General features: G+C 62.0%; 16 protein-coding genes. 6 read left to right on the forward strand and 10 right to left on the reverse strand.

Annotated features, from left to right (window positions below; translation table 11 throughout):
- Nucleotides 1–41 precede the first annotated feature (41 nt).
- Both M4J39_RS06115 and M4J39_RS06120 read left to right on the forward strand, forming a co-directional pair.
- Nucleotides 42–254, forward strand: coding sequence for a NepR family anti-sigma factor (locus M4J39_RS06115; protein WP_251726939.1), 213 nt, complete (start codon nucleotides 42–44; stop codon nucleotides 252–254).
- The gene (locus M4J39_RS06120; protein WP_251726940.1) at nucleotides 251–754 is read left to right on the forward strand and encodes a sigma-70 family RNA polymerase sigma factor; all 504 of its coding nucleotides are present in this window, start codon (nucleotides 251–253) and stop codon (nucleotides 752–754) included. Before M4J39_RS06115 ends, M4J39_RS06120 begins: the two co-directional genes overlap by 4 nt.
- 68 nt (nucleotides 755–822) lie before the next feature.
- Here M4J39_RS06120 and M4J39_RS06125 read toward each other — a convergent pair whose 3' ends face one another.
- Entirely contained in the window at nucleotides 823–1,944 is a 1,122-nt protein-coding gene (locus M4J39_RS06125) for an AI-2E family transporter (protein ID WP_251726941.1), read from the reverse strand.
- A gap of 247 nt (nucleotides 1,945–2,191) precedes the next feature.
- Between M4J39_RS06125 and M4J39_RS06130 the strand changes: the two genes are divergently transcribed.
- Entirely contained in the window at nucleotides 2,192–2,719 is a 528-nt protein-coding gene (locus M4J39_RS06130; protein ID WP_251726942.1) for a hypothetical protein, read from the forward strand.
- Nucleotides 2,716–3,114: a phage holin family protein gene (locus M4J39_RS06135; RefSeq protein ID WP_251726943.1), complete on the forward strand. Its 399-nt coding sequence runs from the start codon at nucleotides 2,716–2,718 to the stop codon at nucleotides 3,112–3,114. The genes M4J39_RS06130 and M4J39_RS06135 overlap by 4 nt, the downstream gene beginning before the upstream one ends.
- Nucleotides 3,115–3,128: 14 nt before the next feature.
- On the opposite strand, the gene M4J39_RS06140 is transcribed toward M4J39_RS06135, so the two are convergent.
- The 4 genes from M4J39_RS06140 to M4J39_RS06155 form a co-directional block, all read right to left on the reverse strand.
- On the reverse strand, nucleotides 3,129–4,184 hold the full coding sequence (locus M4J39_RS06140) for a sensor histidine kinase (protein ID WP_251726944.1): 1,056 nt from the start codon (nucleotides 4,182–4,184) through the stop codon (nucleotides 3,129–3,131).
- Nucleotides 4,185–4,598, reverse strand: a complete 414-nt coding sequence (locus tag M4J39_RS06145; protein WP_251727568.1) for a response regulator — start codon at nucleotides 4,596–4,598, stop codon at nucleotides 4,185–4,187.
- A 29-nt stretch (nucleotides 4,599–4,627) separates the two neighbouring features.
- A complete protein-coding gene (locus M4J39_RS06150) occupies nucleotides 4,628–6,136 on the reverse strand; it encodes an ATP-binding protein (RefSeq protein WP_251726945.1) in 1,509 nt (502 codons plus the stop codon).
- 121 nt (nucleotides 6,137–6,257) lie between these two features.
- Nucleotides 6,258–6,419, reverse strand: a complete 162-nt coding sequence (locus M4J39_RS06155; RefSeq protein ID WP_251726946.1) for a DUF1328 domain-containing protein — start codon at nucleotides 6,417–6,419, stop codon at nucleotides 6,258–6,260.
- A gap of 419 nt (nucleotides 6,420–6,838) precedes the next feature.
- Between M4J39_RS06155 and M4J39_RS06160 the strand changes: the two genes are divergently transcribed.
- On the forward strand, nucleotides 6,839–7,912 hold the full coding sequence (locus tag M4J39_RS06160) for a putative zinc-binding metallopeptidase (RefSeq protein WP_251726947.1): 1,074 nt from the start codon (nucleotides 6,839–6,841) through the stop codon (nucleotides 7,910–7,912).
- 111 nt (nucleotides 7,913–8,023) lie between these two features.
- Here M4J39_RS06160 and M4J39_RS06165 read toward each other — a convergent pair whose 3' ends face one another.
- The 5 genes from M4J39_RS06165 to M4J39_RS06185 all read right to left on the reverse strand — a co-directional run bounded on the left by M4J39_RS06165 (nucleotide 8,024) and on the right by M4J39_RS06185 (nucleotide 10,536).
- On the reverse strand, nucleotides 8,024–8,239 hold the full coding sequence (locus M4J39_RS06165; protein WP_251726948.1) for a hypothetical protein: 216 nt from the start codon (nucleotides 8,237–8,239) through the stop codon (nucleotides 8,024–8,026).
- A gap of 93 nt (nucleotides 8,240–8,332) precedes the next feature.
- Nucleotides 8,333–8,479: a hypothetical protein gene (locus M4J39_RS06170; RefSeq protein WP_251726949.1), complete on the reverse strand. Its 147-nt coding sequence runs from the start codon at nucleotides 8,477–8,479 to the stop codon at nucleotides 8,333–8,335.
- Between the two features lie 280 nt (nucleotides 8,480–8,759).
- Entirely contained in the window at nucleotides 8,760–9,596 is an 837-nt protein-coding gene (locus M4J39_RS06175; RefSeq protein WP_251726950.1) for an FTR1 family protein, read from the reverse strand.
- 36 nt (nucleotides 9,597–9,632) lie between these two features.
- Nucleotides 9,633–9,989: a cupredoxin domain-containing protein gene (locus M4J39_RS06180; RefSeq protein ID WP_251727569.1), complete on the reverse strand. Its 357-nt coding sequence runs from the start codon at nucleotides 9,987–9,989 to the stop codon at nucleotides 9,633–9,635.
- 4 nt (nucleotides 9,990–9,993) lie between these two features.
- A complete protein-coding gene (locus M4J39_RS06185; RefSeq protein ID WP_251726951.1) occupies nucleotides 9,994–10,536 on the reverse strand; it encodes an iron transporter in 543 nt (180 codons plus the stop codon).
- Between the two features lie 266 nt (nucleotides 10,537–10,802).
- Between M4J39_RS06185 and M4J39_RS06190 the strand changes: the two genes are divergently transcribed.
- Complete coding sequence (locus tag M4J39_RS06190; RefSeq protein ID WP_251726952.1) at nucleotides 10,803–12,254, forward strand: 4Fe-4S binding protein; 1,452 nt, start codon at nucleotides 10,803–10,805, stop codon at nucleotides 12,252–12,254.
- The last annotated feature ends 168 nt before the right edge of the window (nucleotides 12,255–12,422 follow it).

Consider the following 12,422-nt stretch of genomic DNA (forward strand, 5'->3'; position numbering starts at 1 on the left):
CGATAGGATTGTTGTTTCGAAGTCGTCCTGAAAGAGCCGCCATGTCAGACAAAAAAGAAACGTCAGAGCGTCCGGTCCTGGAGCCGCCAATCCAGGCTCATCTCGGTGACCAGCTCAAGAAGCTTTACGGTTCGATCCTGTCCGAACCCATTCCCGAGAAGCTGACCATGCTGCTCGACCAACTCGAGAAGGCCGAAAGAAAGGAGCGAGAGGGCCAGTCGGAACGTAGTCCCGACGGGGGTGGCGATCAATGACAGCCATTGCGGCCTTCAAATCCGCTCTCCTGGCAGAGCTCCCTTCGCTGCGTGCATTTGCCATTTCCCTCTCCGGCAGTCACGACCACGCCGACGATCTGGTGCAGGAGACGGTGATGAAGGCTTGGGGAGCCCACGCCAGCTTCATTCCCGGCACCAGCCTCAGGGCCTGGCTGTTCACCATCATGCGCAACACCTATTTCAGCCAGTACCGAAAGGCCCGCCGCGAGGTGCAGGACACCGATGGCGAGGCGGCGGCCCGTTTGGTCTCCGCCCCGGCCCAGGACGGTCATCTCGATCTGGCCGACTTTCGCTCGGCACTTGAAAAGCTGCCGGACGATCAGCGCGAAGCCCTCATCCTGGTTGGTGCCTCGGGCTTTTCCTGTGAGGAAGCGGCGGAGATCTGCGGCTGCGCCGTCGGCACCATCAAGAGCCGCGTCAATCGGGCGCGTCAGAAGCTCATGCAGATGATGGCTATTCAAAGTGCCGCCGAGCTCTGATCATCACCCTATGCTCCCTTTCGCCATTCAGCCGGTGCACCAAACGCACCGGCTTTTTCTCATTTGCGTCACGAGGGCAGCGATACCCGGGTCTCGGCCTTGAACTCGCAGTGGATCGTGCGGGCTATGAGCAATAGCGGCACGGCGAGCACCGCGCCGATGGCGCCCCACATCCAGGTCCAGAAGATGATGGCCACGAAGACGAGAAAAGGATTGATCTCGAAACGGCGCCCCAACACCGCGGGAACGACGGCATTTTCGCAGATCAGGTGAACTGTCATGAATGCGCCGACCGGCCACATGACGGCCAGCGGACCATAATCGAGCAGAAGGCCGCCGGAGGCGATGGCCAGCGACACGACGGCCGGCCCAAGAAACGGCACGAAGCTCATGGCAAAGGCAAACACCCCCCACAGGACGGGTGTCGGCAGTCCCGCCGCGAAGGCGATCAGCCCCGTGGCGATGCCGATGCTGGCATAGATGACCGACGTCGTCCCGAAGTAGCGGGTCAACGAGGCCTCGGTCGCATTGAAGATGCGAATGGCGGCGAGGCGCGCCTCCCGGTCGCCAAAAGCGAGGATCGACTGGCGTCTCAGCTGAGCGCGCCCGGCCACGTAGAAAACAAGGGTCGCGAGAAAGATCAGGAACTCGCCGAAGGCCGGCGTCAGGCCACCGAGAAACCCCGCGATCAGACCGAAGTCCAGCGACCCCAGCATTTTCTCCAGGTTGGCCATGCCCCCATCCGGCCCCAAGCTGCCGCCGGTGAGCCGTGCCTGCAGCGTTGTGAAGGGGGAAAGCAGATCGCCCAGAGCGGCAACGAGGCGGGGCAACACCTGAGGCAACCGCTCGATCAGCGTCATGATCGGGTCGGCCACCGCCTCTATCAAAAGGAACATGCCGACACCAAGGATGGCGGTCAGGATGAGGCCGGCAACCATCGGCGAGATACCGATGCGCTGGCCGCGATCGCCAACGTGGGCAACGACACTGCCGATGATAATCGCCGCGACCATCGGCATCACGAGAGACGCGGCGACGTGCAAGGCCACCAGCAGCGCCAGAACGAACAGTCCGATGATCGACAGGTCGGCCAGCGTTCGACGCGTATCCGGCGAGTTCTGGTCGTTCGGCACCGCTCTTTCATCTGGCAACTGCCGGTCGAAAGGAGCCCGGCGGACAATGTATTTCAAGGAAGCGCTCCGTCGCATGAGGACCGCAGCCGACAAGATGTGGTGCGATGCTTCTCTGCAATTCGCGAGCGTCGGTCCGGTTCCTTGCCATTGTGAAGACGTCGGGCACCGAAGGAAGCGGCACCTCGCCGAAAAGCGAGGAACCCGACGCAACATCGGGCGTTGTCCTGCCAGATGCCCGTCTGGAGCAGGCCCAAAGCCTCGATTTGTCCGGGCTCTCTTGCCAATGAGATGAAAGGATCAAGCCATGCTAACTCCTGACCCCTCGGCCTCGAAGTCCGGCTCGAGCGCGGCCGACAAGATCAAGAAGGACGCCGGTGCGGCCGTATCGTCGGCAAAGGCGGCTGTCGAAGACGCGACGAACGAAGTGCGCGAGGAGCTCGGAGCTTCCGACTCCACCGGCGCCAGGGTCGTCGCCGAAAACGCCCGAAAGATCAAGCAGGACCTCGGCGCAGCCGGTAGCGAACTGGCTGGCAAGGCAGGCGATGTGGCAACAGCAGCGCAGGAGGCGCTTACCGAGATGAAACGCATCATGGACGAGTTCGCGGCCAAGACCGGCACCAAGGCTTCCGAGGCAGCCGAAACTGTCAAGGCCGCCGGCGCCGATACGGCCGGCCATATCGGTGCTGCCTTCAACGGCGCCAGTTCGCTTGGCAAGGAGAGCATCGACGGCATCGCCGAAGCGGCGGCCAAGCGCCCGGTGACGGCCATGGCGATCGCAATGGGTGTGGGGTTGCTTCTCGGCCTCGCCTCGCGCGGTAGCTCGCGGGCATGATGTTCGCGCGTCTCCTCGGCATTGATGTGTCCCGGATCAAGCGGCGCGGCGGCATTGCCGTCGTTGCCGCGATGATCGCGGCCTTGATGGCGATGCTGGCGATCGGGTTCGCCGCCCTTGCCGGGCATATCGCGCTTTCGAGGCACTTCGATCCGGAGGTTGCCGCGTTGATCGTAGCCGGCTCGTTGATGGTCTTGGCCCTCATCGCGCTTCTTGTCGCGCGACAGGTGCTCCATAGAACGCAGCGAGAGCTAAGGTCGGCCGTTGCCTCCAGCGCAGCGGTTGCCTTCGTTCCGACCGCAGCGTCCATGGCCGCGAAACACACCAGGCTGGCTTCGGTCGTCGGTGTGGCAGCCATTGGATTCTGGCTGGCGCGCAACGCCTTCCGCCGCTGAAGAGTTGGCTGGCGTCAGCCGAGCGGAAACTCGATACAGACCGAGGTGCCGGGGGCGAGCTCCGAGTAGGAGACCTCGGCATCGAGATTGCGCGCCATGGCCCGCAGAACCTTGGAACCGATGCCCGTTCCTTGCGCCGGTCCGGTACCGTCGAACCCGATACCGTCGTCATCGACGCAAACTTGCAGCCGACCATTCTCGGACTTGCGGGAATGTACTCGGATTTCTCCGCTGGTATCCGGCGGATAGGCATACTTGAAGGCGTTGGTCACCAGTTCTCCGACCATGACTCCCAGCGTTACCGCCTTGTCGGTGGGAAGGGCGATGGGGACGAGATCCGTCTTGACCATGCGGAGAGCGCCGTTACCTGCGAGCGACGCCGAAAGCTCGCCGACCAGGTGGCGAAGATAGGCCCCTATGTCGACCTCGCCAATGTTGTCCGACGTGTAGAGGTGGCGATGAACGCCGGCAACCGCCGAAATGCGGCTCTGCGTCTCTTCAAGGGCGTGGCGGGCATGCGGATCGCTGACGGCGGCGGCCTGCATGCGCACCATGGCGGCAACCAGTCCCAACGAGTTGGCAACGCGATGGTTGACTTCCTTCAGCAGCATCTCGGCGCGATCTCTCGCCTCCCGGATGAGCTGCTGATCGCGCTCTCTGGCGTTCTTCAGCCGCCAGCGTTCGTACGCCTGCTCCAGAGCCGCGATCAGGAGATCGAAAAACTCCCGCGATGCATCCTTGATCACATAGTCGTCGGCCCCCTGCTTGAGAGCCTCGATGGCCAGCCGGGCGTCCATGGAACCGGTGACGTAGACGACCGGGGGGCGATCACTTCGCGGCCCCATGCGGGCGAGAATGTCGAGACCGGTCTCGGCGGCAAGCGTGTGATCGAGGGCGATGATGTGTATGCCGCCCTCCTCAACGATCTTCACCGCTTCATCGCCGGTCGTGACATGGACCGTCTCGTGGCCCCGCCGGGCCAGAGCCTTGCGGACCAGCGCGGCAAGGGCGAGATCGTCCTCGACGTGCAGAACCCTGATCGACTCCTTGAGATCGGTACCGTAGGGCATTCAGTCCAGCTCCGGAATCTGCATCACGGACAGGAACAGACCTAACTGGCGGATGGCATTGGCGAAGCTCTCGTAATTGAGAGGCTTGGTAATGTAGACGTTGGCGCCTAGGTCGTAACAGCGCTGAATCTCGCGCGCGTCATCGGTGGTCGTCAGAACGATGACCGGCGTCCGTCGCGTGTGCTCGTTGGCCTTCAGGCGAGCAAGAATGTCGATGCCGGTCATGTCCGGAAGATTGAGGTCGAGCAGCACAAGCGAGGGCCGCCCGATGGCCGCGCGGCCCGATCCGTCCGAGCCGAGCAGATAATTGACGCCGCTGGTACCATCCCGGAATGAGATGATCTCATTGGTGACGCCGGCGCGACGAATGTTCTTCTCTATGAGACGGGCATGTCCCTCGTCGTCCTCGATCATGATGATCGCCACTGGCTTCGGGTCTTTGGTCACGCTTCGTTTCTCCCCATACGCAATACAAGGTCCCGGGCGATCGTCACGATGAACGTCGTCCCCGTCTCGCCGTCGCTCTTGACGGAGACATCGCCGCCGAGGCGACGAGCAAGCATGCGGGTGTGCGCCAAGCCAATGCCGTCTCCCGGCTTGTCTTGGGCTCCCGCGCGCCGGAATAACTCGAAAATGCGCTCGAAATCAGTCTCGGCGATGCCGCGGCCATTGTCTTCCACCTCGAACACCGCCGATCCGCGCTCAAGGCGACCGCGTACAGTGATTTGTCCTGGGCGTCCATCCTTCAGATATTTGGTCGCATTGTCGAGCAGGTTCGTGAACACCTGCTGCAGGGCCGAACGGTCCGAAACGACGTCCGGCAAGCGGCCTTCGATGTGAACTTCGGCCCCTGCTTCGGCAAAGCGCTGGCGGATGGAGTCGATGCATTCGGAAACGAGGCTCTGCGTGTCCAACGGGATCGGCTCAAGCACCCGTCGGCCGGCGCGGGACAGCTTCAAAATCTCGTTGATGAGGCTGTCCATGCGCTTCATCGAGGAGCGTATAAAGCCAAGCGCCTCCGGAATGTCCTCGTCGACGGCAAGAAGCGCGTCGGCTTGGTCGGGATCGTTGGCCTCTTCGCCGGTTTTCCGAACATAAGTGGTGAGACGCTCCGTGGCGGACTCGAGCTCGGAGGTGAAGCCCATGATGTTGACGAGCGGAGCCCTGAGATCGTGGCTGACGATATAGGCGTAACGCTGCAGCTCGTCGTTGGTGCGCATCACCGCCTCGGTGCGCTCCCGGACGCGCGATTCCAGTTCCTGGTTGATCTCGATGAGCTCCTGGCGCGCCTCGTCGATCTGCCTGAGGTGGCGGATCATGATCATGGTGGCGCCGGCCGTCAGCACCACGATCATGGCGACGCCGAGACTGATCATGGTTCGCAGCATCGTCGCGGTCTCACGCATGGCAGCGGCGCGGGCGATGCGAACGGCTATGGCAATCTCGCGAATGGCCTCGGCTTTCCCGCGGATCTCGTCCATCAGCACGCGCCCCTGGTCGGAGGCGATGACCACCCGCAGTTCGTCGACATTTCCGGCCCGGAACTCGGCCAGGTTGTGACCGACAAGGTCCATCTTTTCCTGTCCGAGCCTGATCAGCTCCTCCACGGGCTCGGGCGCAATCGCCTTGCCTTCGTCGACCTCGGCTGCTCGCAGCCTAAGGTCGGCAACGTCCTTGGCAAACTGCGTGAGAGCTTTCTCGTAGGGCTCCAGATAGGCTTCGTTGCTCGTGATGATGAAACCGCGCTGCGCGGTCTCGGCGTCGACAAGATCGGAAATGAACTCCAGAATGAGGCGGTCGACCCGGGCCGCTCTGAGCGACTCCGTTCCATGCAGCTGAGAGCGGGAGGAAAAAATGAAAGCGGCCGAGACGATCATCAGCAAGACGACCGCCCCGCCCGCCAGGAGCAGAAGACTATAGCCGACGAACCGGCCGGCACCCCATCTCAGCATATGTCAGCTTCCCCCCATTCGCGCTGAACCCGCCGATGCATACTGCCTGCGAACCGGGAAACCACAAGTTCCATTCTTGCGGTCGCTCATTCGCAGGAGACAGGAACACTGGAACAAGCCGTTAGGCCTGGAGCAATTGGAAGACGAAGCTTACTACGAACAGGATGAGGAACAGACCGAACAGAACCCTGGCAACTCCCGCCGAGGCGGCGGCGATACCGGAAAAACCGAAGACGGCGGCGATCAGGGCGACAACAAGAAAGATGAGGGACCAGTAAAGCATGACACGTAACTCCATCTGATGCGCTTTCGGATGAAACAACGCGGGACCGCCGGGACGGTTCCTGAGATGCCGTACCGTTTCACTGCAATGATCACCGGGAGCATCGACTTCACGATTTGCAGGAACCGCCGACAGACTGGAGCGTTGTATTCTCCGAAGCCCCAGAGCGGTGATGGACCCCGGACTGGCGTTCCATTGTCACTCCAAATATGGAGCAGCAGCATGCGTAGCATTCTTCTTTGGTTTCTCGGAGTCCCCATTCCGATCATCATTTTGATCGCTCTTTTCTTTCATTAAGACTGACGAACCAATCGGTGGACTCTTCTGAACTGGCCGATGTCATCTTTTCCGCCGGTCCCTGAACGGGGCCGGCGGTTTTGCGCCTGCAGAGGCACCGCAGTCATTCGACGGAGAACACAATGCGGCTTTTCTCATGTGATGCCTGCGGCAATACCGTGCATTTCGACAACCACGTCTGCGTGGCCTGCAACAGACGGATTGGGTACGTTTCCGAACGATCTCGAATGACGGCCCTCGAACCTTCCGGCGACGGCTGGATGTCTCATGCCAGTGGCGAGCGCTTCGTCCCTTGCGCCAATGCCGAGGTGGCCGCCTGCAACTGGCTGCTCCCGGCGGACCGGGCAGGACAACTATGCCCCGCCTGCCGGCACAACAGGACCATTCCCGCTCTCGACGGCGACAAGACGATCGAGGCCTTTCGCCGTATCGGGGCGGCCGAGCGCCACCTTTTCTATTCGCTACTCGCATGGAACCTGCCAGCACCGGACAAGACCGAGGATGCCGAAGCGGGCCTGGCTTTCGATTTCCTCGCCGACGACGTCGGGTCGGACGGCGTCGTCATCCCGGTCATGACCGGGCATGCCAAAGGGGTCATTACCCTGGCTATCGCCGAGACGGACGACGCCGCGCGAGAAGAGCGTCGTGTTCGCCTCCACGAACCATACCGAACCCTGCTCGGCCACTTTCGACACGAGATAGGACACTATTACTGGGATCGACTTGTTCGTGACGGCGGTCGCACCGACGCCTTTCGTGCCTTGTTCGGCGACGAGCGGCAGCACTACGTCGAAGCGCTCGAGCGAAACTACCGCGACGGACCGCCGCCGGACTGGCAGAGCCGGTTTGTCAGTTCGTATGCCGCCTGCCATCCTTGGGAGGATTTCGCGGAAACCTTCGCCCACTACATTCACATGGTGGATGCGTTGGAAACGGCGCATGCCCTTGGCCTTGTGGTTTCCCCGCGCGTGGCAAGCCCCCAGCAGCTCGATCTTGAAGTCGACTTCTCGCCCTACCGACAGAAAGACTTTTCCGCGCTCGCCGCCGCCTGGCCGCCGCTCACCGTGGCGGTCAACGAGATCAACCGCTCACTGGGGCAGCGAGACTTCTACCCCTTCGTCCTCTCCCAAGACATCTTGTCGAAGTTGGAGTTCGTTCACGCGCTCATTTCATCGCAGGCCCGACGTTCCGCTTGATCTGGACTCATCCAGCTCAAGCGGGTCTTGGCCCGCGCGAACGGAGGCAGCATTGAAAAAGCCCGGCTCCAAAGGAACCGGGCTACGGACAAGACTTTGGGGACACTGAACTCATCCCCCGATTTTCCGATCGCGCGCTCGACGCGGAACGATCTCGGCTGCCGGTAGTCGACGTCCACCGGCGGAAAGGGCGGCAATCAGCAGGATAACGGCGGCAATCAGCGGGGCCAACGCCAGGAACTGAGCCGCCAGGGTGGTTACTTCCGGACCGGTGATCGCCGGCAGGTGCGAAAGGGTGGTTTGCTCTGCGAGGGCAAGGGTGGCCATGGCTTGATCCTCTTCTTGCACCAGCCGTCGAAGCCTTGAGGCCGACGGAGGTAGCTGTTGCGAAATGGGGACCAGCGAGGTTCTCGCTAGTGGTTACTTTCCTTCGACCGACACGCCACTCTCACCAATCGAGATCTCCACACCGTCCGGCTGCTTCTTCTCTTCATAGAGTTGATAACCGAGGACACCGACACCGGCGACAAGCAGAACAATGACGGCAACAAGTATCTGACGGTTCATGACGTCTCCCCAGCTTGGCGCCGGGTCGAAATGCCCCGGCGTAACGACTGAAGCTCGGCAAGCGCCCGATCTTCACAGGAGAAACACTTCGAACGATCCGTTGGTTCCCTTCGTCGTGAAACATTCGCCGTATCCGTGTCGCATCTTCGGCATCGACGCTGACTTGAAACTGACCATCGCCTCTCGGGATCTGCGAACATCGGAGCCTAAAACAAACTCATCCCGGCGCTCCTTTCGGAGTGCCGGGATGAGTTTGTGACTATAGTGAAGAAGTTCGCCGTCAGGCGACTGCCGGCGCCGCAGATCGTTTCGGGCGCATGATCACCAACAGCACCAAGGCCCAGTAACCGACGAAGACCAGAACCTCCATCAGATTGGGCGTGGCTCTGTAGCCGGTCAGCGCGGAGATGAAGCCACCGGTGGCGTTGCCGTCGGACAGCAGCCAGCCGCTATCCCAAAGCCGGCGCGACAGACGCGGCAAGATCTCCAGGTCGATCAGTCCGTCGATGCCGGTCATCAGCAGCGCACAGGCAAGGAACAGCAACATCACCTCGGTGATGCGGAAGAACACCCGCCATGACAAAACGCGGCTGCCGGCCTGCAGCAGCCCGTAGCTGAGAAGCGCCAGAACGAAACCGAACAGCCCCGCGCCGACACCCGACAGGAGATCACCGGCGGCTCCCGAAGACAGGATGCCGTAAAGGAAGATCACCGTTTCGCTGCCCTCGCGGGCGACAGCGACCAGCGCCAACACGAAGACGCCCCACCACGAGCGGCGGATAACCGCGATGGAGAGCTGCTCCTCCAGATCTCGCTTCATCGAACGGCCGTGCTTGCGCATCCAGAACACCATCTGGAGGATAAGCGCGGCGGCGACCAGTACGACGACCGTCGTGTAGGTGAGCTGCGCTTCCTCGGAAATGGCTTCGCCGAGCTGCACCAGCAGCATGGCCAGCAGGCCGGCAAAGGCAAGACCGGCGACGACCCCACCCCACAGGAACATGCGGGCGCGACCGGTGTCGCGCGTCTCGGCGCGCAGCCATGCGTCCAGGATGCCGATGACCAGCAACGCCTCGACGCTCTCGCGCCAGACCACGAAGGCTATGGAGCCGAACATTGAGCTAGACCTCGTCTTGGCCCGTCACGCCACCGCTCACTTGGCGACAAGGATGGCGGGCGGTGCTTCCGGGTGGAAGTCGTCGAAGAAGGAGTATTCGCCCGGATCGAGATACTTGATCACCATGGACGTGGTGACGCCCGGCCCGATCACCTTCTCCTTGCGGAGCGGCACGCTCTCGAACTCGGCCGGCGTCTTGCCGAGATTGACAAGCTGCAGTTCAAAACGGGTATCGGCCGGCACTTCGATACGGCTAGGGGTCATGGTGCCGTCGTTGAACTCGATACGGAACACCGGGTCGTCCTCGGCGGCGGCCGGAGCGGTCGCCGCGAGAACCACGAGCAGGCAACCGGCGGCCTGGCAAAGCCGCCGCCGGGGCGTCGTGCTGGAGATGGGCTCAGTAGCCACCCTTCTTCCCCGTTCCGGCATAGGTGAACTCGTACTTCGCCTCGAAGGGCTCGAACCACGGCGCGACGCCTGTTTCCTTGTCGACGTGGCGTCCGAACATCGCCATGTGACCGCTGCTCGCGGGAGGCGCGATGCTGAAGGTAAGCTGGTAGACGCCGGGTCCGTCCAGCTTGACGTTGTCGCCGTAATGCGGACCGTCCGAAGCGACCATGCCCATGAAGGGGCCCTTGGAAACGGTCTTGCCATCCTTGGTCAGCTCATAGGTGATCTCAAGGTAGGGGACCCAATCGCCGTTGGCAAAACCGTTGACGTTGTCCTTGGTCGCATGAATGTCGGCCTCAAGATGAATGTCCGCCTTGTCGGCGGCCAGCATCATTCCGGCCGGCTCCATCTCGATCGGCTGCAGGTAGACGGCGGCGACTTCCATGCCACCACCGAACTGCGGCTCGCCGATCGGATACTCGAGCGCATAGGCGCTCGTCGCAAAGCCGATGACCGCCGAGGCCAGAACCAGTCCCTTCAGGATACGCATTTCGCTGCCCCTTTTTGCAAATGATTGTCATGAGTATTTTCAGCCTTGGACGTGCGTCAACCGTAGGGAAACCCCTGACATCGCCCACTTTCCGTTTCATAGCACTGATTTTACTGCATCTTTCCTATAAGCCGCATCCTGCCGGATATTATGAGTGATACCCCCAGCTTGATCGTCAGTTGCAATTGCAAGCAGCTAGCACCTTGGTGTCCTTCGCGGACGGGTGAAGTGGCGCCGACAGGAACCGGTGTCGGAGGGACGCACCAATGAACAGGTTTGCCCGTGGCGACGACTTTGTCGGCCCGGCCGTGAAAACCATGATCGAAGCCGGAGGCACCGACTCTCGCAGCCCTTTCGCCCGCACGGTCGAGGCGCTGTTCGTCCGCTGGAGACGACACTTCGGCTGGATACAGGTTCTGATGTTCGGCGTTTTTCTCGTCGTCATCGGCCTGCCCGTGCTGCTACCCGATCCGCCGGCCGAAAGCGGCATTCTGTCGAACCCGACGTTGTTCCTGCGCTATCTTCTCTGGGGTATCTGGTTTCCGCTGGTCTTCCTGTCCGTCATCGTTCTCGGCCGCCTGTGGTGCGGCACCCTGTGCCCGATGGGCGCCGCTTCGGAGCTTGCCAACAAGTACGGTTTGCAGCGGCGCATTCCCGCCTGGATCAAGTGGGAGGGGACGCCGGCTCTCAGCTTCATCATCATGACACTGTACGGTCAGACCATCGGCGTGCGCGACCATCCTGAAGCGGCGGCGGGGCTGTTCGGCGGCACCATGCTGCTCGCCATGGCCATCGGCGGACTCTACGGTCGCAACAAGCGCGTCTGGTGCCGACATCTCTGCCCGATTGGCCGCGTGCTGGGCCTCTATTCCCGGCTCGGCGCCGTACAGTTCACGCCCAAGATTCGCCTGAGCGGCGGCGATGCCTATACCGAGCGCGGCGCCTGCCCGACCATGATTGACCTGCCGCGCAAGGTCGAGAGCCGCCACTGCATCGAGTGCTTCCGCTGCGTCAATCCGAAGGCGGCCGGCAGCATAAGGCTGGACCTGCGTCGCCCCGGCGTCGAAGTGGAAGAGATCCGCGACCATCGTGCCAACCCCGCCGAGGCGTGGTTCCTGTTCCTCGACACCGGCGTGGCGCTCGGCGGTTTCCTCTGGCTGGTGCTGCCGCAGTATCAGACGATGCGCCAAGGCCTCGGCGTCTGGGCCATCCAGAACCATGTCGACTGGATCACCCGAGTCGGTCCGTCGTGGCTGATGAGCGTGCATCCGGCGCGGGCCGAAACCTTCCTGTGGCTCGACTTCATCATGATCGTCGGTTTCATGCTCGGCACGATGGCCGTGCTTACTGTCGTTCTTGCGAGCTTGACGGCGGTCGGAGCGATGATCGCCAGGCGGCTCGGCGCCGACGGCGGCTTCGGCCAGGTATTTACCGAGCTCGGCTATCAGTATGCGCCGGTCGCGCTGATGAGTCTGATCATCGGTCTTGGCGCGGAACTCCTGATGCCGCTGCGCGAAACGTTCATCGGCATGGAAGGCGTGCACGCCATTCGCGGCGGCCTGTTCCTGATCGGCGTCCTCTGGAGCATCTGGCTCGGTGACCGCATCCTGCGGCGCCAGGGGCTACCGCTCTCCAAACGCTGGATGCCGCTCCTTCCAGGCATCGCTGGCAGTCTGTTTGTCGGCTTCGGTTGGTGGCCGGCCATCTTCGGGCTGTAGACGCTCCAAAGACCAGAACATGTCCGGCGAACTCTGGTTCGCCAACATGCTCTGGTTCCTTGTTGCCGCATTGTTTTTGCGGAAAACCGGTTCCCACCTTTCCGCACGGATATTCTAGCTCCCTGATTCATTGACAACGACGCGGGCGATCAGAAACGATCGCTCGCA

This window comes from Pleomorphomonas sp. NRK KF1 (genome assembly GCF_023721755.1).
In the GTDB taxonomy this organism is placed as follows: domain Bacteria; phylum Pseudomonadota; class Alphaproteobacteria; order Rhizobiales; family Pleomorphomonadaceae; genus Pleomorphomonas.

What these genes read in the sequence shown, in the direction of transcription:
- M4J39_RS06160 (WP_251726947.1), top strand. Translation starts at nt 6,839, where the DNA reads ATGCGGCTTTTCTCATGTGATGCCTGCGGCAATACCGTGCATTTCGAC.
- M4J39_RS06175 (WP_251726950.1), bottom strand. Translation starts at nt 9,596, where the DNA reads ATGTTCGGCTCCATAGCCTTCGTGGTCTGGCGCGAGAGCGTCGAGGCG.
- M4J39_RS06130 (WP_251726942.1), top strand. Translation starts at nt 2,192, where the DNA reads ATGCTAACTCCTGACCCCTCGGCCTCGAAGTCCGGCTCGAGCGCGGCC.
- M4J39_RS06190 (WP_251726952.1), top strand. Translation starts at nt 10,803, where the DNA reads ATGAACAGGTTTGCCCGTGGCGACGACTTTGTCGGCCCGGCCGTGAAA.
- M4J39_RS06115 (WP_251726939.1), top strand. Translation starts at nt 42, where the DNA reads ATGTCAGACAAAAAAGAAACGTCAGAGCGTCCGGTCCTGGAGCCGCCA.
- M4J39_RS06185 (WP_251726951.1), bottom strand. Translation starts at nt 10,536, where the DNA reads ATGCGTATCCTGAAGGGACTGGTTCTGGCCTCGGCGGTCATCGGCTTT.
- M4J39_RS06140 (WP_251726944.1), bottom strand. Translation starts at nt 4,184, where the DNA reads ATGCCCTACGGTACCGATCTCAAGGAGTCGATCAGGGTTCTGCACGTC.
- M4J39_RS06165 (WP_251726948.1), bottom strand. Translation starts at nt 8,239, where the DNA reads ATGGCCACCCTTGCCCTCGCAGAGCAAACCACCCTTTCGCACCTGCCG.
- M4J39_RS06155 (WP_251726946.1), bottom strand. Translation starts at nt 6,419, where the DNA reads ATGCTTTACTGGTCCCTCATCTTTCTTGTTGTCGCCCTGATCGCCGCC.
- M4J39_RS06120 (WP_251726940.1), top strand. Translation starts at nt 251, where the DNA reads ATGACAGCCATTGCGGCCTTCAAATCCGCTCTCCTGGCAGAGCTCCCT.
- M4J39_RS06150 (WP_251726945.1), bottom strand. Translation starts at nt 6,136, where the DNA reads ATGCTGAGATGGGGTGCCGGCCGGTTCGTCGGCTATAGTCTTCTGCTC.
- M4J39_RS06170 (WP_251726949.1), bottom strand. Translation starts at nt 8,479, where the DNA reads ATGAACCGTCAGATACTTGTTGCCGTCATTGTTCTGCTTGTCGCCGGT.
- M4J39_RS06145 (WP_251727568.1), bottom strand. Translation starts at nt 4,598, where the DNA reads ATGATCGAGGACGACGAGGGACATGCCCGTCTCATAGAGAAGAACATT.
- M4J39_RS06135 (WP_251726943.1), top strand. Translation starts at nt 2,716, where the DNA reads ATGATGTTCGCGCGTCTCCTCGGCATTGATGTGTCCCGGATCAAGCGG.